Source organism: Corynebacterium uberis (genome assembly GCF_020616335.1).
GTDB lineage: Bacteria > Actinomycetota > Actinomycetes > Mycobacteriales > Mycobacteriaceae > Corynebacterium > Corynebacterium uberis.
Genome location: NZ_CP085051.1, coordinates 1523498 through 1546800 on the forward strand (window position 1 = coordinate 1523498; position 23303 = coordinate 1546800).

At 64.4% G+C, this 23303-nt stretch carries 24 protein-coding genes and 1 riboswitch; of the genes, 9 read left to right on the forward strand and 15 right to left on the reverse strand.

Going from position 1 to position 23303, the window contains the following annotated elements:
- Nucleotides 1-34 precede the first annotated feature (34 nt).
- Complete coding sequence (gene rlmN, locus LH390_RS07040) at nt 35-1144, reverse strand: dual-specificity RNA methyltransferase RlmN (protein ID WP_227281987.1); 1110 nt, start codon at nt 1142-1144, stop codon at nt 35-37.
- A gap of 87 nt (nt 1145-1231) precedes the next feature.
- Between rlmN and LH390_RS07045 the strand changes: the two genes are divergently transcribed.
- Entirely contained in the window at nt 1232-1645 is a 414-nt protein-coding gene (locus tag LH390_RS07045; protein ID WP_227281986.1) for a LapA family protein, read from the forward strand.
- Nucleotides 1646-1690: 45 nt separating this feature from the next.
- Here the strand turns inward: LH390_RS07045 and LH390_RS07050 are convergent, their stop codons facing one another.
- The 5 genes from LH390_RS07050 to rpsB all read right to left on the reverse strand — a co-directional run bounded on the left by LH390_RS07050 (nt 1691) and on the right by rpsB (nt 6125).
- Nucleotides 1691-2560, reverse strand: a complete 870-nt coding sequence (locus tag LH390_RS07050) for a phosphatidate cytidylyltransferase (protein ID WP_227281985.1) — start codon at nt 2558-2560, stop codon at nt 1691-1693.
- Nucleotides 2561-2661: 101 nt separating this feature from the next.
- The gene (gene frr, locus LH390_RS07055; protein ID WP_227281984.1) at nt 2662-3219 is read right to left on the reverse strand and encodes a ribosome recycling factor; all 558 of its coding nucleotides are present in this window, start codon (nt 3217-3219) and stop codon (nt 2662-2664) included.
- A gap of 76 nt (nt 3220-3295) precedes the next feature.
- The gene (gene pyrH, locus LH390_RS07060) at nt 3296-3982 is read right to left on the reverse strand and encodes a UMP kinase (protein ID WP_227282582.1); all 687 of its coding nucleotides are present in this window, start codon (nt 3980-3982) and stop codon (nt 3296-3298) included.
- Nucleotides 3983-4250: 268 nt separating this feature from the next.
- A complete protein-coding gene (gene tsf, locus LH390_RS07065; protein ID WP_227281983.1) occupies nt 4251-5078 on the reverse strand; it encodes a translation elongation factor Ts in 828 nt (275 codons plus the stop codon).
- 192 nt (nt 5079-5270) lie between these two features.
- The gene (gene rpsB / locus LH390_RS07070; RefSeq protein WP_227326800.1) at nt 5271-6125 is read right to left on the reverse strand and encodes a 30S ribosomal protein S2; all 855 of its coding nucleotides are present in this window, start codon (nt 6123-6125) and stop codon (nt 5271-5273) included.
- Between the two features lie 419 nt (nt 6126-6544).
- Here rpsB and LH390_RS07075 point away from each other — a divergent pair, with 419 nt between their 5' ends.
- A complete protein-coding gene (locus LH390_RS07075) occupies nt 6545-7177 on the forward strand; it encodes a M23 family metallopeptidase (protein ID WP_227281981.1) in 633 nt (210 codons plus the stop codon).
- On the opposite strand, the gene LH390_RS07080 is transcribed toward LH390_RS07075, so the two are convergent.
- From LH390_RS07080 to lepB, 7 genes are all read right to left on the reverse strand, one after another.
- Complete coding sequence (locus LH390_RS07080; RefSeq protein WP_227337408.1) at nt 7125-8021, reverse strand: tyrosine recombinase XerC; 897 nt, start codon at nt 8019-8021, stop codon at nt 7125-7127. The two genes, LH390_RS07075 and LH390_RS07080, sit on opposite strands and share 53 nt — an antisense overlap.
- A 26-nt stretch (nt 8022-8047) precedes the next feature.
- Nucleotides 8048-9226 (reverse strand): DNA-processing protein DprA, encoded by a 1179-nt coding sequence (gene dprA, locus LH390_RS07085; RefSeq protein ID WP_227281980.1) that lies wholly within the window; start codon nt 9224-9226, stop codon nt 8048-8050.
- The gene (locus tag LH390_RS07090; RefSeq protein ID WP_227281979.1) at nt 9223-10758 is read right to left on the reverse strand and encodes a YifB family Mg chelatase-like AAA ATPase; all 1536 of its coding nucleotides are present in this window, start codon (nt 10756-10758) and stop codon (nt 9223-9225) included. Before LH390_RS07090 ends, dprA begins: the two co-directional genes overlap by 4 nt.
- Nucleotides 10745-11158 carry a YraN family protein gene (locus LH390_RS07095; RefSeq protein ID WP_227281978.1) on the reverse strand — a complete coding sequence of 138 codons (414 nt, stop codon included), beginning with the start codon at nt 11156-11158 and terminating at the stop codon, nt 10745-10747. The genes LH390_RS07090 and LH390_RS07095 overlap by 14 nt, the downstream gene beginning before the upstream one ends.
- Before the next feature lie 135 nt (nt 11159-11293).
- Nucleotides 11294-11602 (reverse strand): DUF2469 domain-containing protein, encoded by a 309-nt coding sequence (locus tag LH390_RS07100; RefSeq protein ID WP_227281977.1) that lies wholly within the window; start codon nt 11600-11602, stop codon nt 11294-11296.
- Nucleotides 11599-12294 (reverse strand): ribonuclease HII, encoded by a 696-nt coding sequence (locus LH390_RS07105; protein WP_227281976.1) that lies wholly within the window; start codon nt 12292-12294, stop codon nt 11599-11601. The genes LH390_RS07100 and LH390_RS07105 overlap by 4 nt, the downstream gene beginning before the upstream one ends.
- A 14-nt stretch (nt 12295-12308) precedes the next feature.
- Nucleotides 12309-13070, reverse strand: coding sequence for a signal peptidase I (lepB, locus tag LH390_RS07110; protein ID WP_227281975.1), 762 nt, complete (start codon nt 13068-13070; stop codon nt 12309-12311).
- A gap of 191 nt (nt 13071-13261) precedes the next feature.
- On the opposite strand from lepB, the gene LH390_RS07115 reads away from it, so the two are divergent.
- Complete coding sequence (locus tag LH390_RS07115) at nt 13262-14947, forward strand: ABC transporter ATP-binding protein (protein ID WP_227281974.1); 1686 nt, start codon at nt 13262-13264, stop codon at nt 14945-14947.
- A gap of 53 nt (nt 14948-15000) precedes the next feature.
- Here the strand turns inward: LH390_RS07115 and rplS are convergent, their stop codons facing one another.
- Nucleotides 15001-15342 carry a 50S ribosomal protein L19 gene (gene rplS / locus LH390_RS07120; protein WP_227281973.1) on the reverse strand — a complete coding sequence of 114 codons (342 nt, stop codon included), beginning with the start codon at nt 15340-15342 and terminating at the stop codon, nt 15001-15003.
- Nucleotides 15343-15560: 218 nt separating this feature from the next.
- Nucleotides 15561-15671, forward strand: a riboswitch (TPP riboswitch).
- Here rplS and thiC point away from each other — a divergent pair.
- From thiC to LH390_RS07150, 6 genes are all read left to right on the forward strand, one after another.
- Nucleotides 15668-17302, forward strand: a complete 1635-nt coding sequence (gene thiC, locus LH390_RS07125) for a phosphomethylpyrimidine synthase ThiC (protein WP_227288182.1) — start codon at nt 15668-15670, stop codon at nt 17300-17302. It overlaps the preceding riboswitch by 4 nt.
- A complete protein-coding gene (locus tag LH390_RS07130) occupies nt 17295-17957 on the forward strand; it encodes a thiamine phosphate synthase (protein WP_227281971.1) in 663 nt (220 codons plus the stop codon). Before thiC ends, LH390_RS07130 begins: the two co-directional genes overlap by 8 nt.
- Nucleotides 17942-19081: a glycine oxidase ThiO gene (gene thiO / locus LH390_RS07135; protein ID WP_227281970.1), complete on the forward strand. Its 1140-nt coding sequence runs from the start codon at nt 17942-17944 to the stop codon at nt 19079-19081. Before LH390_RS07130 ends, thiO begins: the two co-directional genes overlap by 16 nt.
- Nucleotides 19078-19269, forward strand: a complete 192-nt coding sequence (thiS, locus tag LH390_RS07140) for a sulfur carrier protein ThiS (RefSeq protein ID WP_227281969.1) — start codon at nt 19078-19080, stop codon at nt 19267-19269. Before thiO ends, thiS begins: the two co-directional genes overlap by 4 nt.
- Before the next feature lie 2 nt (nt 19270-19271).
- Nucleotides 19272-20051 (forward strand): thiazole synthase, encoded by a 780-nt coding sequence (locus LH390_RS07145; protein ID WP_227281968.1) that lies wholly within the window; start codon nt 19272-19274, stop codon nt 20049-20051.
- A complete protein-coding gene (locus LH390_RS07150) occupies nt 20048-21109 on the forward strand; it encodes a ThiF family adenylyltransferase (RefSeq protein ID WP_227281967.1) in 1062 nt (353 codons plus the stop codon). Before LH390_RS07145 ends, LH390_RS07150 begins: the two co-directional genes overlap by 4 nt.
- Here the strand turns inward: LH390_RS07150 and LH390_RS07155 are convergent.
- Complete coding sequence (locus LH390_RS07155; RefSeq protein ID WP_227281966.1) at nt 21096-23297, reverse strand: Tex family protein; 2202 nt, start codon at nt 23295-23297, stop codon at nt 21096-21098. The genes LH390_RS07150 and LH390_RS07155 overlap by 14 nt on opposite strands.
- Nucleotides 23298-23303: the final 6 nt, after the last annotated feature.

Consider the following 23303-nt stretch of genomic DNA (forward strand, 5'->3'; position numbering starts at 1 on the left):
CAACAGGCCCCTCACTATACCGGAAAACAGCAGCTCAAGCGGAGATTTCGCGCTCTTCTGCCGCCAGCTGGCCACAGGCGGCGGCAATTTCTTGCCCCTTAGTATCGCGCACGGTGCACGTTACGCCCTGCGCAATAACGCGGCGCTGGAAATCGTCCTGGCGCTCCTTCGGAGACGCATCCCATTCTGATCCCGGGGTGGGATTAAGCGGAATCAAATTCACATGGACCTTTGAGCCCAACGCCTTATGCAACCGCTTTCCCAGCAGGTCCGCCCGCCACCCCTGATCATTTTTATCCCTGATCAAGGCATACTCGATAGACACACGGCGGTGCGAACGGTCCGCGTAATAGCGCGCCGCATCGAGCACCTCCTCGACGGACCACCGGTTATTCACCGGCACCAACGTATCGCGCAACTCATCGTCGGGGGTATGCAAAGACACCGCGAGCGTGACGGAGAGATCTTCATCAGCGAGCTTGCGAATCGCCGGCGCCAATCCAACCGTAGACACCGTGACATTGCGCGCAGAAATGCCAAACCCATCCGGGGCAGGCTGCGTAATCTGGCGCACCGCAGACACCACCCGCTTATAATTCGCCAGCGGCTCGCCCATACCCATAAACACCACGTTGGACAGCCGGCCGCCTTCGCGGTTCATCGTCGCAGCCGCCGCGCGCACCTGATCCACAATCTCTGCCGTGGACAGGTTCCGGTCCAAGCCGCCCTGACCGGTGGCACAAAACGGGCACGCCATGCCGCAGCCGGCCTGCGAGGAAATGCACAGCGTCGCCCGATCCGGGTAACGCATCAACACCGACTCCAGCAGCGTGCCGTCATGCAGCCGCCACAAGGTCTTGACCGTCTCGCCCTCATCCGTCGCAGACTGGTTCACCGGAACCATCAGCGGCGGAAACAGCGCCTGCGCGACCTCATCTCTCACCGCCGCCGGAAGATCCGTCATGGTCGAAGGATCAGCCTCAAAGCGGGCGTAATAATGCCGAGAGATTTGATTAGCGCGAAACTTGGGCAAGCCCAACTCCCCCAAAGCATCAATGCGAGCCTGCGCATCCAAGTCGGCGAAATGCTTGGGCGGCATGCCGCGCTTCGGCGCAGCAAATTGCAAACGAACGGGTTCAGCCATGATGCCTCCTCGCGCATCAATAAAACGGGAAACTCAACAAGGGCCAACGTGTGGACAGAACTGAGCTCGGGGGCTTGAATAGACAGCATGAACCAACCCACGCAGCCACGAAACAACCCGGCGGACGCGCAGCCGCCCAGCCACACCGCCTCCACCACACCTGCTGCACCGGCCCCAACAAAGCCGGCCCAGCCAGCACACGTACCCGCGACACACACAGGCACCGGTACGGGCACCACAAGCGCGAAAACTGCTCCCCAGCGCACCATCGCTGGCGCCACCTGGACCGCGCTCATCGTGGGCGCCGGGCTGCTCATTCTGCTCCTGATTTTCATCATGCAGAATCAGCAATCCGTTGACCTTAACCTTTTCGCGTGGCACTTTACTTTCCCAGCCGGAGTGGGATTCCTGCTCGCCGCCATCGTCGGGGCACTCATCATGGCGCTCGTCGGAGGGGTGCGGATGCTGGAACTGCGGCGTCACGCAAAACGGAACAACTGAGCTACCCTAGCGCCGCTGACCCGCATTCGTCCAACCGCAGCGGCGCTAACCGGCAAACCCGAGCAGCAGCCACGTGACCATGGCCGCCGGCAGGACGCCGTCAAGGCGGTCCATCATTCCCCCATGCCCTGGCAAGAGCGCGGACATATCTTTGATCTTCAGGTCGCGCTTAAATTGTGACTCCACCAGATCCCCGAGCGTGGCACACACCGCCAACAACGGGCCCAACACAGCCCCCACCAGCCACGAATGGTTGAGCAGGCAGCTCACACACACCGCCCCCACGATCGCGGCCGCCACCACAGAACCGGCAAAGCCCTCCCACGACTTCTTTGGGCTCACCCTAGGTGCCATGGGGTGCGAGCCAAAGAGCACCCCTGCGCAATAGCCCCCGGTATCGGAGGCCACCACGCACGCCATAAAAGTAATGATGAAGTAACTCGACGGCGCTCCGACCGAATCAAACTTGGAGATCAACGCCGCAAAGGCGCCGAAGACCGGAATCCAGGTGAGCACAAAGATGCTGACCCCGACGTCCCGGATAAAGTGTTCACTTCCCTCCGATTGAAACAATCGCAGGTACATGACAATCAATGCGACGGCCACGAAGCTCGACGCCAAACCGAAAACCCCAAAAGGCAAGGTGGACCAGACGATGGCCTGCCCACCGGCCAGCAGCGCCCATCGCGGGATGGTAAATCCGGCCTCACATAGCCGGGCAGTGACCTCCCAGGTGGCCAGGCCAATCACCACAGCCACCGCCGGGTACCACCCCACCGGCCCCAGGAACGCCGCAATAACCACCACGGCCGCCAATCCCACCCCAACAGCCACGGCGATAGGCAGATCCCGTCCCGGGTTGTTTTTCGGTCTTAGCGGCGCAGTCGCTGATGCGCGGTGGGGCTTGGCCACCATGAGCTCCTTTCCGTGGGGTGGATGGGGGGTCAGGTCCTCTTAAGGAAACACTCCCGCCCGATGCGCACGAGCATCCGACGGGAGTGCCATTGTGTGGAAGGTTAGACCTCCATGAGCTCTTCTTCCTTCTTTGACACGACCTCGTCGATCTGGCCGACGTAGTTCTGCGTGGTCTTGTCCAATTCCTTCTCCGCCGCCTGCACCTCATCCTCGCCGGCGTCGCCGTCCTTTTGCAGGCGCTTGAGCTGGTCCATGCCCTTGCGGCGAATGTTGCGGATGGCGATCTTGCCGTCCTCCCCCTTCGCCCGAGACACCTTGACCATCTCCTTGCGTCGCTCCTCCGTCAGCTGCGGAATAGTCACGCGCAGCACCTGGCCGTCATTGGTGGGGTTAACGCCCAGATCAGAGTTGCGGATGGCGTCCTCAATAGCCCCCATGATGGACAGCTCGTAGGGCTTGATCAACAGCATGCGCGGCTCCGGCACCGAGATCGAGGCCATCTGGGTGATCGGAGTGGGCACGCCGTAGTATTCCGCGACCACGCTGTTGAACATGGACGGGTTCGCCCGTCCCGTGCGAATGGTGGTCAAATCTTCACGGGTGTGCTCCACCGAGGCGGACATCCGCTCTTCACACTCCAACAAAATGTCATCGATCATGGGAATCCTTTAGGGCTCAGGGGCAACAGGTCACCGCGGGGCGCCCATCGGAGGCACCCCACCAACACACAATCTATCAAGACTGCACCAAAGTGCCGATATTCTCTCCCGCCACTGCGCGCGCAATGTTGCCGTTTTCTAGCAGGTTGAACACCAAGATGGGCATGTTGTTGTCCATGCACAGGCTAAAGGCCGTGGCGTCCGCGACCTTCAGGTTGCGCTCAATGACCTCACGCGGAGCGATGCGATCAAACAGTTCTGCCTCCGGGTTGACCCGCGGATCATCGGAGTAGACGCCGTCCACGGCCTTGGCCATCAGCAGGACCTCGCAGCCAATCTCCAGGGCCCGCTGCGCGGCGGTGGTGTCGGTGGAGAAATACGGCATACCCATGCCGGCACCGAAGATGACAACCCGGCCCTTCTCCAGGTGGCGCGATGCCCGCAACGGCAGGTAGGGCTCAGCAATCTGGGCCATGTTGATGGCCGTTTGCACGCGGCACTCCACGCCCTGCTGGTGCAGGAAATCCTGAAGGGCCAGGCAGTTCATGACCGTGCCCAGCATGCCCATGTAGTCCGAGCGTGCACGGTCCATCCCGCGCTGTTGCAGCTGCGCGCCGCGGAAGAAGTTGCCTCCGCCGATCACCACGGCCACTTCGGTTCCGCCGCGGGAGACGTCGGCGATTTGGCGGGCGACGTTTTCTACCACGTCCGGGTCAATGCCAACCTGACCGCCGCCAAACATCTCACCCCCGAGCTTGAGCATGACTCTTTTGTATCCTGTGCCGCGTGATTCCTGCTTGTTCGGCTGTGCGTCCGCGGTGTGGGTTCCCACTGGTTGACTCCTTTTAGTCACGGTCGGGTTCAAGGTGTGCCTCAGGCGGGTCGCATGCACGGGGGTGCACCCGCCTTCCGTGTCATCTTACAGGCGCGCCTCAGCACCTTTAAGACGCGACAACCGCCCCAGAGGGTTCTGGGGCGGTTGTGGGTGCGACGGGTGCGGCGGCGTTCACCGCGCGCGAGTCCCGGACGCTTTAGTGCTGGCCGACCTCGAAGCGGGCGAAGTCGGTGACGGTGATGCCGGCGGCGTCGGCAATCTGCTTGACGGTCTTCTTGGAGTCCGCAACGGACGGCTGCTCCAGGAGCACAACATCCTTGTAGAAGCCGCCCAGGCGGCCCTCAACGATCTTCGGGATGGCCTGCTCCGGCTTGCCCTCTTCGCGGGTGATCTGCTCGGCGATGGAGCGCTCCTTGTCCACGACCTCGGCGGGCACGGACTCGCGGGAGAGGTACTGCGCCTTCAGGGCAGCAACCTGCATGGCGATGGCGTGGGCTGCCTGCTCGGCCTCCTCGCCCTCACCGGTGTAGGCGACCAGCACGCCCACGGCCGGGGGCAGGTCGGCGGAACGCTGGTGCAGGTAGGTGGAGACGTGCTCGCCCTCGACGGTGACGGCGCGACGCAGCTCAAGCTTCTCACCGATCTTGGCGGACAGCTCCTGCAGCACGTCCGCGGCGGGGGTGCCGTCGACGTCGGCAGCGGCGAGCTCCTCAGCGGAGTTGGCCTTCACGGCAGCGGCGGCCTCGGCGATGCGGGCAGCAACGTCCTTGAACTCGGCGTTCTTGGCCACGAAGTCGGTCTCGGCGTTGACCTCAACCATGGTGTTGCCGGAGACGGCAATCAGGCCCTCTAGGGCGTTGCGCTCGGCGCGCTTGCCCACGTCCTTTGCGCCCTTGACGCGCAGGATCTCAACGGCCTTGTCAAAGTCACCCTCGGTTTCGTCCAGGGCCTTCTTGCAGTCGAGCATGCCCGAGCCGGTCAGCTCGCGCAGCTTCTTCACGTCAGCAGCAGTGTAATTCGCCATGCGGGGCGATCCTCCTTGAGATTTAGAACAGATTCGTTGATCCGCTTCCAGGATCGTAGTCGACTGCGGGAGCCGACGCCGACGCTGCAAGCGGCAAGCAATCATGGCTGCGGCCCCCGGCGTGCGTAACGACCGGGTCTATAGCGAGTCCGGAAGGTGTGCGCTCATCGGGGGCCGGCAGTGGATGCTTATTTATGCCTGGGCATCCTCGGCGGGGGTCTCCTGCGCGGGGGTCTCAGCCGCCTCCGGAGCCTCCGAAACCTCAGCCGCAGAAGCCTGGGCAGCCTTCTCGGCGTCCTGGGCTTCCTTCTCAGCGCTGTCGCCGGCAGCTTCCTTCGCGGCGGCGAGCTGGCGCTCCTCGCGGGCCTTCTTGCCCTCGATGACGGCCTCGCCGACAACGTGGGTCAGGATGGACACGGAGCGGATGGCGTCATCGTTGCCCGGAATCGGGTACGCAACATCATCAGGATCGCAGTTGGTATCAAGGATGCCAACGACGGGGATGTTGAGCTTGTGGGCCTCATGAACAGCGATGTGTTCCTTGTTGGTGTCCACGATCCACAGGGCGGAGGGCACCTTGCCCATCTCGGCGATACCGCTGAGCACGCGCTCCAGCTTGGTGCGCTCGCGGGTCAGCATGAGAACTTCCTTCTTGGTGCGGCCTGCGTAGCCGTCCTCAGCGGCCTCCATGGCCTGGAGTTCCTTCATGCGGGCCAGCCGCTTGGACACGGTCTGGAAGTTGGTGAGCATGCCGCCGAGCCAACGGTGGTTGACGTAGGGCATTCCCACGCGCTCGGCCTCATTCTTGATGGCCTCTTGCGCCTGCTTCTTGGTGCCCACGAAGAGGACGTTGCCACCGTGGGCGACGGTCTCCTTGATGAACTCGTAGGCCTCATCGATGAAGGTCAGCGTCTGCTGCAGGTCGATGATGTAGATGCCGTTGCGGTCGGTGAAGATGAAGCGACGCATCTTAGGGTTCCAGCGACGGGTCTGGTGCCCGAAGTGGACGCCGGCGTCGAGAAGCTCACGCATGGTTACAACTGCCATGGGGTGCTCCCTTCCTGTTCTCAGGTGGTTTCGGTTTCAATGTGCACAGGCTTTGTGTCCTTTTGTCCTCTGCCCTGGCGACGAGCAACCGGCACTAACACCCGAATTGGAAATACGGGACCTTGTCAGTGTCCGGGGCTGACCTGATCTCTCACGAAAGTGAGAAGTTGTGGCGAGTCAGCCACGCTGCGCCGCGCGTAGTCAGTGCGTTGACCTGTAGTTTTGGAGTCCTACCCCGAACAACAGACACACTGCTAGCAGGTAGTTTAGACGCCTTTAGCCCGCAGGTAAAGCCGGCCCCGACCACCTTTTCACAGGCTTGTCACATCAGCCTCATACGTACCGTTTTCCACAGACTTCTTCATTTGGATTCTGCCTCGCCACCACAATCCGCCCGGCCTGACCAACACTGACCAATCATGAACACCCACACCCCGGCACGCCACGACCACGAAACGCTTATCGACGCCGCGCCTCTCCCCGCCGGTTCGCACCCCCAGCGAGCCCGCACCACACGAACACCCGCGGCGTGTCTCGCAGCACTCTTCGCCGCTCTCCTGACCATCCTGTGCGCCGCGCCGCCACAAGCCAGCGCCGGCGCCTACCGCGACCCCATCACCGGCAACCCCCGACCCTCCATGGTCACGCGGGCTTTTGACCCTCCAGCCCAGGACTGGCTCCCCGGGCACCGCGGCGTCGACCTGTTTGCTGCCCCGGGCCAACCGATTACAGCGGCAGGTTCGGGAACGGTCAACTTCGCCGGAGTCATCGCCGGAACACCCACCGTCAGCATCGATCACCCCGACGGCATCCGCACGACTTACCAGCCGGTGCTCGCTCGAGTCCGGGCAGGTGACACGATCACGGTCGGCCAGGTCATCGGAATACTGTCTACCCCCACCGACGGCCATCCCGGCTTGAGTTGGGGCGCAAAGTGGGCCGAGCGCAAGGCTGACTACATTAACCCCTTGAGCCTGCTTGACAGCCCCGTCATTCGGCTCAAGCCCGTGGATGAGTCTGCTGATAGACCTGGCGCAAACGCGCCGCACTGACGTGGGTATAAATCTGCGTCGTCTGCATCGACGAGTGCCCCAACAACTCCTGCACCACGCGCAGATCAGCGCCGCCTTCCAGCAGATGAGTGGCCGCAGAGTGACGCAGCTCATGGGGCGAGACATGGCTCACCCCACCTTGACTGGCTGCAGCATCGACGATGCGGCGCACCTGGCGCTGATCAATGCGCGTACCGCTGCGTTGCCCGACAAAAAGCGCCCGCCCCCCCTGCGGCCCAGCAAGCTCTGAGCGCCGCTCCAGCCACGCCTCCACCGCGCTAGCCGCGGCCCGCCCAAACGGCACAACGCGCTCCTTGTTGCCTTTGCCCACCACCCGCAGCGTGCACCGCTGCTTATCGACGTCCCCGCAGTCCAGACCGCACAATTCCGCAACGCGCACACCGGTGGCGTACAACAATTCCACGATCGCCCGGTCCCGCACCGCCACGGCGGAATCGGGGTGCGCCTCGGGGTGCTCGACAACCCGGCGCGCTTGCTCCGCAGTCAACACCTCCGGCAGGTGACGGTGTCGTTTCGGCGCAACCAGCCGGGCGGCCTCATCGCGGTCAATATGGCCTTGGTCTACTGCCCAGGTGGAAAACGCGCGCACAGCCGCGATGCGCCGGGCCATCGTCGACCGGGCCCGCCCCGCCGCCACCGACTGTGCCAGCCACGAACGCAGGGCCGGCAGCCGGAAATGCGCGAAGTCGCCCACCACGGCGGCAAGGTCACGGAGGTCACTTTTGTACCCGCGCACGGTGGCTGGCGAGCGGCCAAGAACCAGGGATTGATACTCCCCAAAGTCCTCAATCGCTTCGATCAGTTGCGTGCCTGCCTGCGCCATGGCATCCACCGTAATGGACGCCCCGCCTAGCCAGCAGCGCGCTGCCACGCCGAACCGTGAAGTTCCACTACGCCGCGCTGGCGCAACTCCACCAGAACATGCATGACCAGGGCAATAGGCAGTCCCGCGGTGGCCGCAATTTCCTCGCCCGGGCTCCCACCCTCGCCTCGGACGGGCAGCGCATCAAATACGCGCAGCTCATTTCGGCTCAGCCCCTGGACAGTATCCGCACCAAACTGCAACTCGTATTGGTCCTCCGCCGTCACCGCGCCCACGGCGCTGAGCAGCCCGCGCACCTCATCGGCGCTACACACAAGTTGCGCCTGTCCTTTCATGATGCGCTGGTGGCACCCGAGGGAGCCTGGTCCCGTAATAGGGCCCGGTACGGCCATGGTCACCCGGCCCAAACCTTCCGCCCAGCTCAAGGTGTTCAGTGCGCCAGATCGCCAGGAGGCCTCGATGACCACTGTGCCCGCGGACAGTGCCGCCACCAACCTATTGCGGGTAAGAAAACGGTGCCGCTGTGGGGTCACCCCGGGTGGGTACTCGCTGACCACAGCCCCGCCGCCGGAGGCAATGCGCTCGCACAGCGTCCGATTGCGCGCGGGATAAAACCGGTCGATCCCGCACGCGCTGACAACGATGGTCGAGCCCCCGGCAGCCAGCGCTTGCTCATGTGCCACGCAATCAACCCCCAGTGCGCCTCCCGAAATGATGGTCCACTGGTGCGCAGCTAGCCCGCGGACGATGTGGCCGGTGGCTTGGGCCCCGTAGCTGGTCATCGCCCGGGTGCCCACAACGCTTACTGCCTGCGCGAGAAGCTCTGGCAGCACGCCGCCGCGCACCCACAGCGCATGGGGGGCCACCGCATCGGCCTGATGGCTGCGGATGTGCGGGCTGCACCCAGAGGCGGCAAAACCAAAGGCGTGGTCGAGCTGTTCGGCCGGCCACTGCTCATGGCCGGGATGAATCAGCTGGGCACCCACCGCGGCTGCCGCCTCCAGGTCGTGCTCAGCCCGATTGGTCCCCCGGCGCGACGCGGTCTGGCGGGCGAGGTCTCCTATCCAGTCCTCCTGGCCGGCCACGCCGCGGGCGATATCCACGGCGCTCGCTCCGCCGGCTAATAGTGCTGTCAGCTCCCGGGATGGTCCTTCTACGACTCTGGAAAGGTATGCCCAGGCGAGTTGCTCTTGTGTCCAGCTCATGCGGCCGCCTGGATCGTTGGGGTGCCGCGCAGGTCCAAGGCGGCGGCAACGTGATCAACATCCGGGATGTCACAGCCCGCCAAGTCGGCGAGCGTCCATGCGATCTTGAGGGTGCGATCAACGCCGCGTTGACTCATCTCTCCCCGGGCAAGGAAGGCACCGAGCATGGCCATGGCGGCCTCGGTGGCGGGAAACTCTCGCCGCAGCACAGTCCCCTCAACCTGCGCATTGGTGGTCACGTCGAGGCCCCTCTCGACCCACCGGGCCGTCGCCCGCTCGCGGGCCAGCGCGACTGCCTGAGCGATGTCTGCGGTGCTGGTGGCGTGGGCGTCGGAAAGCACCGACATCTTGCCGTGCGTGCTCACCATGATGTCTAAGCGATCGCGCAGCGGCCCGGAGAGGTTTTCTAGATATGTTCGCCGGGTCTGGGCGCTGCACCGACACTCGTGGGGCTCCTCGGCGCCGCACCGGCACGGGTTGGCCGCCAGCACGAGTTGGCAGCGGGCAGGGAACCGATACTCGCGGTGTGCCCGCACGATGCGGACGCTGTGCTGCTCGAGGGGGGTGCGTAGCCCGTCGAGGATGCGCGCGGGAATCTCGGAGACTTCGTCAAGAAACAGCACCCCACAGTGCGCCAGGCTAACGGCCCCGGGACGGGGTGTGCCGCTGCCTCCTCCCAGGAGTCCGGAGCGGGTGATGGAATGGTGCGGTGCGACGAAGGGCGCCCGCGTGATCGGTTCGGATCCATTGCCGGCGATGGAGTGGACAATCGTGGCCTCAATAACCTCATCGGGCCCCAGGGGCGGCAGCAGGCCAGCCATGCGCTGCGCGATCATGGACTTGCCCGATCCCGGCGGGCCGATCATGAGCAGATGGTGCCCGCCTGCCGCGGCCACCTGCGCGCCGAATTTCGCGTGATCCTGGCCTGCGACATCGCTGAAATCCCCGTAGTGCGGTGGCGCCCCAGAGGCCACGATGTTGCCCACTCGGGGCAACGGGCGGCCCTGAAACAGCCACTCGTGGGCCTGGCGCAGCGTGGCAACGCAGCGAACATCGATCCCGGTGGCCAATGCAGCCTCGGCCATCGTTTCCTCCGGGACAATGACCTGCGCAATCCCGCACTCCCGCGCGCGCAGAATCGCCGCGAGGACCCCGGGCACGGGTTTGATCGCCCCATCCAGTCCGATCTCCCCCACAACCAGGACGCCAGCCAGGCGGGCCGCAACCTCATCATCGTGAGCTTGGGCAGCAAGCACCGCGAGGGTAATCGCCAGATCAAAGTGCGAGCCGGCCTTGGGCATATCCGCCGGCGACAAGGAGATGATGACCTTGGTGCGCGGCCAGGCAATGCCGCAGTTGGCCGCCGCAGTTTTTATCCGCTCGCGCGATTCCCGCACGCTGGTATCTGCCAACCCCACAACGTGCAGCCCCGGCAGGCCAGGACCGATATTGGCCTCCACGCTGACCAGCTGCGCATGAATCCCATGGAGTGCTACGGACGATACGCGGGCGAGCTTCCTAATTGGCGGCATCGTCAACCCCCGGGTACCAGTCCGTGTCAAAGAGAAGATGTTCTTCTCCCCCGAGACCCTGATGCCGCCCGACGACGGTGAGCGCGAGGACGTCGAAACGCACCGGCACATACGCGGTCCCTCGCAGCCATTGTGCGGCGGCGCGGCGCATGCGCCCGAGTTTGCGCGCGGTGATGGCCTCCGCGGTTCCAAAGTCCGGCGTGGAGCGCGTCTTGACCTCCACGAAGACCACCGTTCCGTCATCTTCCTGACAAATCAGGTCAAGCTCCCCGCACGGATAGGCCACATTCATAGCCAGGATGTGTGCTCCCCGGTCCCGATAATAGGCGGCGGCAAAAGCCTCCCCCTGGCGACCCAGCTGGCGACGATGCCCGGCGCTGGGCGGCGCTGATGTAGACATGTTTCCCCCTTTTCCTGTGTGACGTGTGGCCCATCATCGCCCATCCGCGCCCCAGCGCGCCGGCCTGAGCCACCCCGCCCCCGATCCCCTGTGGATAGATCCCCCCTATCCACAGGTCCGTCCCCCGCACTCGCCTTACTCCGGCAGAATCATCTCCGGCTTGTCCAGCTCCTCAATGTTCACGTCCTTATAGGTAATAACGCGCACATAGCGCACGAAACGCGCCGGCCGATACATATCCCACACCCACGCATCAGACATCCGGACCTCATAATAAAGTTCCGTTTCGCCAGAATCGTGCGCAATGAGTTCCACCGCATTGGCCAAATAGAAACGCCGCTCCGTTTCTACAACATAAGAAAACTGACTAACGACGTCCCGGTATTCCCGGTACAGGGACAGCTCCGCGTCCGCCTCATAGTTGTCCAGATCTTCTGCACTCACCGAGCACCCCGTCCTTTCGAAGTAGTCACACTGTGGCCGTCCGCGGCCGCTTCCGCCTGCGCGAGCCACTGGCGGTGGGCCGACGCCACATTGGCATAAGTGTAGCGGTGAAAGGCGCTCGCCCCGTGGCGGCGCACCGCGTCCATATGGGCGGCCGTACCGTAGCCCTTATGCCGGGCAAACCCGTACTGCGGCAGGCATTCATCAAGGCGCACCATCATCTCATCGCGCGTGACTTTTGCCAGCACACTCGCAGCAGCAATGCAGCGTGCCGCCGCATCCCCACCGATGATGGGCAGATGGGGACGACCCAGACCGGGCACGCGCATGGCGTCCGTCAACACATACCCGCACGCGACATCCAAACGCGCGACGGCACGGCGCATCCCGCCCACATTTGCCCGCTGAATACCGTGAGCATCAATTTCGGCGGCGTCAATAATGACCACAGACCATGCCAGCGCAGTCTTTTTAATCACCGGGAAAAGGCGCTCGCGGGCCCGCGCGGTGAGCTTCTTCGAATCAGTAAGAGTAGCCAGCTCAGCCACCGGGCGATCTGGAAGAATGCACGCGGCAATAGCAATGGGGCCAGCGCACGCCCCTCGGCCGGCTTCATCCACGCCCGCCACGGGGCCCAAACCAGCCCGCGACAATGCCACTTCATAGGTGCGATGCTGAATCAGCTTGCGCACGACTCACGCTCGCCTTAGTGGTGCTGAATATCCGGGGAGCCGATGCCTCCAATGCGCCCCACAGGCCAAATCCGTGCCACGGCTTTACCGCGAATGTTTTCCACCGGGATGGTTCCCTGATACTCATCACCCATATGCTCAGGGGCCCGCGAATCTGCCGAGTTCGTCCGGTTATCACCCATGACAAACACGTTGCCGTCCGGCACCCGAACCGGGCCGAAATACTCGCCGCCGCATTGCACGGAGCCGGTATCAGTGTTCACCGGGATCTGCGGGGGATCGAGCACGTAATCCTGATCAATGGGGGAACCATCGACCATCACCGCCGGGTCCCCGGCCTGGCACGACACCGTCTGGCCACCCGTGGCAACGATCCGCTTGACCAGGTTATTTTCATCCGGGGCGACTAATCCGGCATACGCTCCCAGGTTCTCTAGCCCCCGCTTGATGGGGTTATCTGAGCGCTGGGAAACAAAGCTGCGGTTCCACGAGTCGGTCCCCTTAAAAACAACAACGTCTCCCGGTGCAGGATCGCTGAAGTAATAGCTGATCTTCTCCACCGCAATGCGGTCACCCTGGCACCCAGAACACCCGTGGAGAGTAGGTTCCATGGAGGCACTAGGAATAAGATAGACCCGCCCAATGAACGTTTGGATCACAAAGACGATGACAAACACCGTGATCAGGGTCAAGGGCAGCTCGATGTACCACGGGCGTGACGGGCGCGCAGCCTTCGCTGCCGAGTCATCCTGGGGGGTTTCTGCGGTGTCGTTCACGCCGTCCGACTCTAGCACCTTCCCCCGAGTACCCTGAGCGAACAGACGTCGCCCCGAGCGGGACGACTGACACATGCACGTATGACCTGGTTTCCCGCCAGATTTCCCCACTAAGGACCATTCCATTGACACATGATCGGCACCGCGGCACCCAGGCACCGCGCCGGGGCGCGTTTGTTTCCCTCCTGCGCATGCTTGGTTACCACAAGGGCGCACTCATCTTCGCGGTCCTCCTCAGCCTCATTGGTTCGGGCCTGGGGCTTGTCCAGCCGCTGGTGGTCAACCGCATGATCACGCAGTTTTCCCAAGGCGGTGGGCTGCCCCATGGCCTCATCGGGGCACTCATTGGGCTGCTCATTGTCTCCACCGCCGTCAGCGGCCTGGAAATCTACATCATGACCCGCACCGCCGAGGCGGCTGTCCTCGGATCCCGGAAACAACTGCTCGCCCGCATGCTGCGGCTTCCGATCGCCACCTATGACACCCACCGCACCGGCGATCTGGTCAGCCGGCTGGGATCAGATACCACGCTGGTGCGCACCGCCTTTACCGGCGGCCTGATCAGCGCCATCGGCGGGGTGGCCACCATGGCCGGCGCGATCGTGCTCATGGCGCTGATCGATATTGTCATGCTGCTGGTCGTGCTGGGAGTAGTAGTTGCCGCGATGGTGGCGGTAGTAGCGGCGTCGTCACGCATCCAAAAATCAACCAAAGCAGCCCAGAAAGCAGTCGGTGACCTGGGGGCGGGCATGGAACGCAGCCTGCTGGCCATCCGCACAATTCGGGCCGCCCACGCAGAAGACGCAGCCGAAGCTGAACTAGGAGACCAAGCACACCGGGCGTTTGTGCATGGCCGGCGCATCGCCGCCATCGAAGGCGTGCTCTACCCGGTCTCTGGGTTAGCCATGCAGGGCGCGTTCCTGGCTGTCCTGGGCGTTGGCGGCATGCGCGTCGCCGCCCAGACAATCACCGTTGCTGACCTGGTTTCCTTTGTCCTCTATCTATTCATGGTGGCAGGCCCGCTGACCACCATCTTTGGGGCCGTGACCACGGTGCGCTCCGCGATGGGCGCCATCGAGCGCATCGACCAAGTCATGGAACAAGACCCAGAAGACACCGACGGCCAACCCCTCCAGCCCGTCGCGCAGTCCGACGCCCTGGCCTTCGAGCATGTCACTTTCTCCTACCCCACCTCCGAGGGCCCCGTCCTTGAGGACGTAACCTTCCACGTCCCACCGGGAACCCGCACCGCCTTGGTCGGCCCATCCGGGTCCGGAAAATCTACCACCTTGGCGCTCATCGAGCGCTTCTACGATCCCGACTCGGGACGCATCATGCTCAACGGCCAAGACGCGTCCACGGTGGCGCGGCCCCAGCTGCGCGCCGCCATCGGCTACGTGGAGCAGGAGGCCGCCGTCCTCGCCGGCACGGTCGCCGACAACCTGCGCCTGGCCAACCCCAACGCCACCGACGAACAATGCTGGCAGGCCCTGCGCGACGTCAACATGGCCGAACGCTTCGTCCAAGAAAAAGGCCTTGAAACCACCCTCGGCGACCGCGGCATGACCCTGTCCGGGGGACAACGCCAGCGCCTCGCGCTCGCGCGCATGCTCCTCATGGACACTCCCCTGCTGCTCCTCGACGAACCCACCTCCGCCGTGGACTCCCACAACGAGCAGCTCATTCTCGACGCCGTGGCCGCAAGCTCGCGCGGGCGCACCACGATCACGGTGGCTCACCGGCTGTCCACGGTGACAGACTCTGACCAAATCATCGTCCTCGACGGCGGCCGGGTGGCGGCGACGGGCACCCATGAAGAACTCATGGCCACCAGCGAGCTCTACCGGCAGCTCGCCTCCCGCCAACTGTTGTCCTAAAACGCAACAACCGCCCGGCACATGGCCAGGCGGTTGTGAAAAGCGCGAGCGTACTAGCGACGTTCCTTGATGCGAGCAGCCTTACCGCGCAGGTTGCGCAGGTAGTACAGCTTCGCACGGCGCACGTCACCGCGACGGGTGACCTCGATGGAATCGATGTTGGGAGAGTGCACCGGGAAGGTACGCTCCACACCAATGCCGAAGGAGACCTTACGCACGGTGAAAGTCTCCCGGATGCCGGAGCCCTGGCGACGAATCACCACACCGGTAAACAGCTGGGTGCGCTCGTTGTTGCCCTCGATGACCTTGACGTTGACGCCAAGGGTATCGCCGGGACGGAAATCAGGAATATCGTCGCGCAGCTGCGCTGCATCGACCTTATCCAGGATGTTCATAACAAACAGTTCCTCACTTTTTCTGGATAGAGGACCCTGGCGGCACTTCCCTTACAAGGGCGCTCGGCCGGTTCGTATCCGCAACATGTCTCGCCGCTGCCACCGCAATCAGGTTCCCCCCCACCGCGAGGCAGACAACGTTTCCACATTCTTGCACGGCTCCCCCACCCTTTTCAAACCACCACGCCGCACCGACGCCGCCCCCTATACTCAACCATTGACATCCCCACGGGAGCCCGGGGCACCGGGCTGAGAAGGCGCTACCGCCGCGCCAAACCGTTCGAACCTGTCTGGTTAGTACCAGCGAAGGAAGCGAGGCCCACCCATGTCCACCACGGAGATTCACCCGCAACACTCCCCTGCCCCCATACGCCTGCGAACCCGCGCAGGCATCGAGTTGGAAGTACCAGAAACACGCGTCACCCTCACCGGGGAGCACCCTCCCGTATCCCGCTACCGCACCTGCGGACCAGCCAACCCCGAAGCCCAAGGCCTGCCCGCACTCCGCTCCACCTGGCACAACGCGGCGAGCGCCGGGTCACACCCCACCCAAATGGCGGCGGCCCGCGCCGGGCAGATCACCCCGGAAATGGAGTTCGTGGCCGCCCGCGAGCACTGTCCCGTAGAACTGGTGCGCAGCGAGGTTGCTGCCGGGCGGGCCATCATCCCGGCTAACCTGCGCCACCCCGAACTTGAGCCCATGATCATCGGGCGCCGGTTCCTCACCAAAATCAACGCCAATATTGGCAACTCCGCGGTGAGCTCCTCCATCAAAGAAGAGGTAGCCAAACTCCAGTGGGCGATCCGCTGGGGCGCGGACACGGTCATGGACTTGTCCACCGGCCCGGATATCCATGAGACCCGTGAATGGATCCTGCGCAACTCCCCGGTTCCTATTGGCACCGTGCCCATCTATCAGGCCTTGGAGAAGGTCAACGGGCGCGCAGAGGAGCTGTCCTGGCAGGTCATGGAGGAAACCATCATCGAGCAGTGCGAGCAGGGGGTCGATTACATGACCATCCATGCCGGGGTGCTGCGCGACTACATTCCCCTGACCGCCCACCGGGTGACGGGCATAGTCAGCCGCGGCGGCTCCATCGTGGCGGGGTGGTGCCTGGCTCACAACAAGGAGTCGTTCCTCTACGAGCACTTTGCCGATATGTGCGCGATCCTCAAGTCCTACGACGTCGCCTTTTCCTTGGGCGACGGGCTGCGCCCGGGGTGCCTGGCCGACGCGAATGATGCCGCACAATTCGCCGAGCTGGCCACCATCGGCGAGCTGACCCGCATCGCCTGGAACTTCGACGTTCAGGTCATGGTGGAGGGGCCCGGGCATGTGCCTTTAAACGACATCCCCATCAATAATGACTACGAACAAGCGTGGTGCCAGGATGCCCCGTTTTATACCCTCGGCCCCCTGGTCACGGACGTGGCTCCCGGCTATGACCACATCACCTCCGCCATCGGGGCGGCCACCATTGCCATGGGCGGCACCGCCATGCTGTGCTACGTCACTCCCAAGGAGCATCTGGGCCTGCCCAACCGGGATGACGTGAAAACCGGCGTGATCGCCTACAAAATCGCCGCCCACGCGGCAGACGTGGCCAAAGGCCACCCCGGGGCCCGGGAGTGGGACGACGCCATGAGCGCGGCGCGCTTCGATTTCCGCTGGCACGATCAATTCGCGTTGTCCCTCGACCCGCCCACAGCACAAGAGTTTCATGATGAAACGCTGCCGGCAGAACCCGCCAAGAAGGCGCACTTTTGTTCCATGTGCGGCCCGAAGTTTTGCTCGATGCGCATCAGCCAGGACATTCGGGAGGCCTACCCGGAGCACTTCTGCCCCACCGCGCTGGGCATGCCCTCCCTTCCGACGTCCTCCCTTCCGACGTCCTCCCTTCCGACGTCCTCCCTTCCGACCCTCCCACCAAAGGAATCACTGAAAGGATCGCGTGAATAACTCCCTCGACCTGCGCTGCTACCTGGTCACCTCCCGGCATCCTTCACGCAGCCACATCGCTGCCGTCGCGGCCGCCGCTGCACGTGGTGGCGCCGGGGTAGTTCAGGTGCGCAGCAAACCGACATCCGTGCGGGACCTTGCCGAGCTGGCACGCGCCGTCGCCCGCGCGGTTTTCCGTGAGGCCCCCAATACCCGCGTGCTCATCGATGACCGCACCGATGTCGCCGCCGCCCTCATGGCCGCTGGCGAACACGTCCACGGCGTCCATCTTGGCCAGGAGGATCTGCCCGTGGGCGATGCCCGGCGCGTCCTTGGCCCGCAGGCCATCATCGGCCTGACCACCGGCACGGCCGACCTGATCCGCGCGGCGAATACGCAGGCGCACCTCATTGACTATGTTGGCTGCGGACCGTTTCGCCCCACCCCCACCAAGGATTCCGGGCGGCCGCCCATCGGGGTGGAGGGCTACCCGCCGCTTGTCGCGCTGTCCCAGGTGCCGCTGGTGGCCATCGGTGATGTCACCCAAGCTGACGTGCCGGCCTTGGCCGCCACTGGTGTGGCGGGTGTCGCGCTGTGCAGGGAGTTGATGAATGCTGCCGACCCAGCGGGAACGGCGGCGTCGATAGTAAGGAGCTTTGCATGCATGCCATCGTGATCGGTGCCGGAATCATCGGTCTGACCACCGCTTTTGAGCTGACCGAGCGGGGGTGTTCCGTCAGCGTGGTTGACCCGGATCCGGTCAGCGCGGCGACTCATTTCGCCGGCGGCATGCTCGCCCCGGTCGCGGAGGTGCAGTATTGCCAGGATCCGCTCTACCCGCTCATGCTCAGCGCCGCCCGCGCGTGGCCCTCGCTACTCGAGCGCGTGGGCACGTTCACGGACAAGCCCCTGGGTTTCCGCGACGAGGGCACCCTCGTGGTCGCCGGCGATCGCGCGGATGCGCAGCACCTCAAAGAGTTGACCGCGCACCAGCAGGCGCACGGCATGCAGGTCGAGCGGATCACCGTGCGGCAGGCGCGCGACCTGGAGCCGGCCTTGAGCCCTGGCATCGCCGGTGCGGTGTCCATCCCCGGCGATCATCAGGTCGCCCCGCGGATCTTTGCCCAAGGACTCATCGATGCGTTGGCGCGGCGCGGGGTGGAGTTTGTGCTCACCGCCGCGCGCCACTTCGACTGCGACGACCAAGGCCGGGTGCACCACATTTCCGGCGATGATGAGACCGCGGAGGTCTGTGGGGATACCCAGATCGTGGTGTCGTGCGGATTGGGCGCGGCGGACATCTCCGGGTGGCAGGCCCGCCCCGCGCTGGCGTTGCGCCCGGTATATGGCGACATCCTCATCGTGCGGGCGCCGGGCCTCATCGACCGGGTCATCCGCGGCTTTGTGGAGGATCGGCCGGTCTACATCATTCCGCGCCCAGACGGGACGGTGGCCATCGGTGCGACCACGCGGGAAGACGAGCGTCCCGACACCCCGGTCGGCTGCGTGCGCGACCTGTTGGCCGACGCCTGCCGCATCGTCCCCGGGTTGGAGGAGGCCGGCATGGTCGAGTGGGGTACGGGCGCGCGTCCGGGCACCCCCGATGACCTTCCCTACCTGGGCCGGGTGAGCCCCAACATCGTGGTCTCTACCGGCTATTTCCGTCACGGGATTCTACTCAGCGCGCTGGGGGCGGCTGCCGGTGCGGACCTGGCAACGGGAGCCCGACCCGCCGACGCAGACCTCTTAACGGCCTGCGACCCCCTCCGCCACCAAGAAAGGACAAGGACCCAGTCATGATTGCTTATACGGTTAATGATCAGCCGCGCCACGACGCCGGCGGCACCATTGCGGACCTTCCAGAGCTGGCCTCACCCAGCGGGGTCGCCGTGGCCGTCAACGGGGCAGTCGTGCCGCGCTCGGAGTGGTCGCGGCCGATCAGCGACGGCGACGTCATCGACATCCTCACCGCGGTTCAGGGAGGCTAGTAGTGCTTACTATCGGCGAGATCACCCTAGAATCGCGGCTCATCATGGGCACGGGTGGCGCCACCTCCCACGAGCTGCTCGAACAAGCACTCGTGGCCTCAGGCACCCAGCTGACAACCGTGTCCATGCGCCGCCACAACCCCGCAGCCCAGGGCGAATCGGTCTTCTCCCTGCTGCGCCGGCTCGGCATCACCGCGCTGCCCAATACCGCGGGCTGTCGCACCGCCCGGGACGTGCTGCTCACCGCCCAGCTGGCGCGCGAGGCACTGGGCACCAACCTCATCAAGGCTGAAGTCATCGCGGATGAGCACACGTTGCTTCCCGACGTCGTCGAGCTCGTCGATGCGTGCGAGCGCCTCGTCGCCGACGGATTTAGCGTGCTCGCCTACACCTCGGACGATCCGATCGTGGCCCGGCGCCTGGAGGACGTCGGCGTCGACGCGGTCATGCCCCTGGGCGCGCCCATCGGCACCGGGCTGGGAATACTCAACCCCCACAACATCGAGCTCATCTGCTCCCGCGCCCACGTTCCCGTCCTCATCGATGCCGGGGTTGGCACCGCCTCCGACGCCGCGCTCGCTATGGAATTGGGCTGCTCCGGGGTGCTCGTTGCCAGCGCCATCAACCGCTGCCACGACCCGGCGCGCATGGCCCGCGCCATGGCCCATGCGGTGCGCGCCGGCTATGACGCCCGCGAGGCCGGGCGCATCCCCCGCCGCGAGCACGCCCAAGCGTCCTCCACCTTCACCGGACTAGCTACCTGGGCGCAGGAGGTGTTATGAACCACGAGGAACAGGTGCGCACGGCCCGCCACCTGGCACTGCCCGGATTCACCGCGGAGTCCCAGCGCCGTCTGCACCACTCCCACGTGCTCATCGTGGGCGCCGGAGGGCTCGGGTGCCCCATCATGCAATCTCTGGCGGCAGTGGGGGTGGGCACCATGACCATCATCGATGATGACACCGTCTCCTTGAGCAACCTGCACCGCCAGATCCTCTTCGGGGTCGCCGACTGCGGCCAACCAAAAGTCGATGTTGCTGCGCGGCGGCTGCGCGAGATCCAACCCTCCATCACCCTGCACTGCCGCAACGAGCGGCTCACCGAAGACAACGCGCTCGACCTGGTGCGCGGCGTCGACCTCGTCATCGACGGCTCTGACACGTTTGCCACGAAATACCTGTGCGCCGACGCCTGCGAAATCACCCATACACCGCTTGTGTGGGGCAGCGTGCTGCGCTACGTCGGCCAGGTCGCCTTCTGGGCCGACGGCATGAGCCTGCGCGACCTCTTCCCCGACCAGCCCGACGCCGCCTCCGTCCCCGACTGCGCCACCGCCGGCGTCCTCGGCGTGACCACCGCCGTCGTCGGATCACTCATGGCCACCGAGGCCACAAAATTCCTCGCCCACCTCGACGGGGTCATCCCCGGCAGAGTGCAGCTTTACGACGCCCTCGCGGCCACCCTCCGCCACGTCACCGTCACCGCAGACCCCCACCGCGACCGCGTCACCCACCTGGGCACCTACGCGCAAACATGCTCGATTCCCCGGGCACAGGAGCTCTTTGCCCTCGTCGAATCCGGAGAGGCCACGGCCGTAGACATTCGTGAAGACCACGAACGCCTCGCCGAAGACTTCGCCTGGACAACCCCCTCCCTCCACCTACCGCTATCCACGCTGACCCCCGCGGATCTCGCGCAGCTATCCGGCACCGCGGTGATCTACTGCGCCTCCGGGCAGCGCAGCGACCGCCTGGTAGCCGACTACCCCGACACCGCCGCAACACTGCTCAGCCTGCCCGGCGGGATTCGGGGAAACCCCACACTTCCTAGGAGGACTTAAACCCCGCATTCTTCAGCGCCGCGGCCAGCGAACCGTCCTTGCGGGGGCGGGACCGCTTGGCGGGGGCGTCGAGAAGCAAACTCAAAGAAATACGCTTGCGGGGCACATCAACATCGATGACGCGCACCTTCACCACATCACCGGAACGCACCACCTCATGCGGGTCGGAGACAAAACGGCGCGACATCTCCGAGACGTGAACCAAACCATCCTGGTGGACGCCCACATCCACAAACGCGCCGAACGCGGCAACATTGGACACCGTTCCCTCCACGATCATCCCCGCGGACAGGTCCGAAATCTTGTTCACCCCCTCCTTGAACGTCGCCGTGCGGAACTCCGGGCGCGGATCCCGGCCCGGCTTATCCAGCTCAGCAATAATGTCCGTCACCGTGGGAACGCCGAAAGTCTCATCGGCGAAATCAGCTGGGCGCAACCGCGACAACACCGCAGAATTGCCCACCAAGTCAGCCACCTTTAGGCCTTGGGCCTGCGCAATCCGCCGCACCAGCGGATACGCCTCCGGATGCACCGCAGACCCATCCAAGGGATCCGCCGCCCCAGGAATCCGCAAAAAGCCCGCAGCCTGCTCGAACGCCTTAGGGCCCAAACGCGGAACCTTGCCCAACTCCTTGCGGCTAGCAAACGCCCCATGCTCATTGCGGAACGCCACAATATTGTCAGCCACGGTGGCACTAATCCCCGCCACCCGCGCCAACAGCGGCGCCGACGCAGAATTCACGTCCACGCCCACCGCGTTGACCGCATCCTCCACCACCCCATCGAGTGTGCGCGCCAACGCCTGCTGATTGACATCATGCTGATACTGGCCCACGCCCAAGGCCTTCGGATCAATCTTGACCAGCTCAGCCAACGGGTCCTGCAACCTACGGGCAATAGAGACCGCACCCCGCAAAGACACATCCATCTGCGGAAACTCCCGCGCAGCAAGCTCGGAGGCGGAATAGACCGACGCGCCGGCCTCCGAAACCACAACCGGGACCGGGTGGCTGGCAACCTCCTGCGACACCTCACGGGCCAGGGCATCCGACTCCCGGGATGCGGTGCCATTGCCCACCGCGATCAGATCCACCCCATGCGTGGTGGCAAGACGCACCAACGTCTCCTTCGCCTGCCGCCACTGCTGCTGCGGCTGATGCGGATACACCACCACGGTATCGAGCACCTTGCCCGTGGCATCCACCACGGCACACTTCACGCCATTGCGGTAGCCAGGATCGAGGCCCAACACCGCCTTATGGCCCGCCGGGGCGGCCAACAAAATGTCGCGCAGATTCCGGGCGAAGACCACAAGGGCGTCCTTTTCTGCCCGCTCCTTGAGCCGCATCCGCGCGTCCAGGCCACTAGAGACACTCAGCTTTGTGCGCCACCCAAAACGCACGGCCTGAGCAAGCCACGGCGACGCTGCGGTGTCAAGCCCGCTGCGTTGCGCGATAAGACCCTCATAGAAGGCATCCTCGCCGGGATCCAAGCGCACCGTAAGAACGCCTTCGGCTTCCCCGCGCAACAGGGCGAGAATGCGGTGGCTAGGAAGCGAATCACACGACTCACTGAACTCAAAGTAGTCCGCATATTTCGCGCCCTCAGCCTTCTTGGACTCCTCCACCGCAGAGACCATGGTGCCGCGCTTAAACACCTCCTCCCGGACCTCCCCCACCAGATCCGCGTCCAGGCTCAGCTGCTCGACCAGAATCGCCCGCGCGCCATCAAGGACTGCCTTAGTGTCCTCATAGCCGGGGCACACATAGGCCGCGGCGGCGTCCTGGGGATCCTGCTGCGGCTGCGCGATGAGAGTATCTAGCAACGGCTCGATGCCCGCCTCCCGGGCCTTATCTGCCTTGGTGCGGCGCCGCTTCTTAAACGGCAAATACAGGTCCTCCAGGCGTGCCTTCGTCTCACAAGCGAGGATGAGGGCACGCAGATTCTCGCTGAGTGCCCCTTGCTCCTCAATGGCCTTGAGAATCGTCTCCTTGCGCTGCTCAAGGTCGCGGAGGTACTCCGCGCGCTCGGCCAGCGTGCGCAGTTGCGAGTCATCAAGGCCACCCGTGGCTTCCTTGCGGTAACGAGCGATAAAAGGCACCGTGTTGCCCTGATCGATCAGGTCCAAGGCAGCATCAACCTGGGGCTGCCCAACCCCCAATTCTCGGGCGATAGTCGCAGAGATCATTCCCGC

Excerpts from the sequence above, each read along its gene's own strand:
- LH390_RS07045 (WP_227281986.1), top strand. The coding sequence starts at position 1,232 with ATGAACCAACCCACGCAGCCACGAAACAACCCGGCGGACGCGCAGCCG.
- thiS (WP_227281969.1), top strand. The coding sequence starts at position 19,078 with ATGATTGCTTATACGGTTAATGATCAGCCGCGCCACGACGCCGGCGGC.
- pyrH (WP_227282582.1), bottom strand. The coding sequence starts at position 3,982 with ATGCTCAAGCTCGGGGGTGAGATGTTTGGCGGCGGTCAGGTTGGCATT.
- thiC (WP_227288182.1), top strand. The coding sequence starts at position 15,668 with ATGTCCACCACGGAGATTCACCCGCAACACTCCCCTGCCCCCATACGC.
- LH390_RS07075 (WP_227281981.1), top strand. The coding sequence starts at position 6,545 with ATGAACACCCACACCCCGGCACGCCACGACCACGAAACGCTTATCGAC.
- rpsB (WP_227326800.1), bottom strand. The coding sequence starts at position 6,125 with ATGGCAGTTGTAACCATGCGTGAGCTTCTCGACGCCGGCGTCCACTTC.
- LH390_RS07090 (WP_227281979.1), bottom strand. The coding sequence starts at position 10,758 with ATGCCGCCAATTAGGAAGCTCGCCCGCGTATCGTCCGTAGCACTCCAT.
- rlmN (WP_227281987.1), bottom strand. The coding sequence starts at position 1,144 with ATGGCTGAACCCGTTCGTTTGCAATTTGCTGCGCCGAAGCGCGGCATG.
- thiO (WP_227281970.1), top strand. The coding sequence starts at position 17,942 with ATGCATGCCATCGTGATCGGTGCCGGAATCATCGGTCTGACCACCGCT.
- LH390_RS07080 (WP_227337408.1), bottom strand. The coding sequence starts at position 8,021 with ATGGCGCAGGCAGGCACGCAACTGATCGAAGCGATTGAGGACTTTGGG.
- frr (WP_227281984.1), bottom strand. The coding sequence starts at position 3,219 with ATGATCGATGACATTTTGTTGGAGTGTGAAGAGCGGATGTCCGCCTCG.
- dprA (WP_227281980.1), bottom strand. The coding sequence starts at position 9,226 with ATGAGCTGGACACAAGAGCAACTCGCCTGGGCATACCTTTCCAGAGTC.
- tsf (WP_227281983.1), bottom strand. The coding sequence starts at position 5,078 with ATGGCGAATTACACTGCTGCTGACGTGAAGAAGCTGCGCGAGCTGACC.
- LH390_RS07150 (WP_227281967.1), top strand. The coding sequence starts at position 20,048 with ATGAACCACGAGGAACAGGTGCGCACGGCCCGCCACCTGGCACTGCCC.
- LH390_RS07050 (WP_227281985.1), bottom strand. The coding sequence starts at position 2,560 with ATGGTGGCCAAGCCCCACCGCGCATCAGCGACTGCGCCGCTAAGACCG.
- rplS (WP_227281973.1), bottom strand. The coding sequence starts at position 15,342 with ATGAACATCCTGGATAAGGTCGATGCAGCGCAGCTGCGCGACGATATT.
- LH390_RS07115 (WP_227281974.1), top strand. The coding sequence starts at position 13,262 with ATGCTTGGTTACCACAAGGGCGCACTCATCTTCGCGGTCCTCCTCAGC.
- LH390_RS07155 (WP_227281966.1), bottom strand. The coding sequence starts at position 23,297 with ATGATCTCTGCGACTATCGCCCGAGAATTGGGGGTTGGGCAGCCCCAG.
- LH390_RS07095 (WP_227281978.1), bottom strand. The coding sequence starts at position 11,158 with ATGTCTACATCAGCGCCGCCCAGCGCCGGGCATCGTCGCCAGCTGGGT.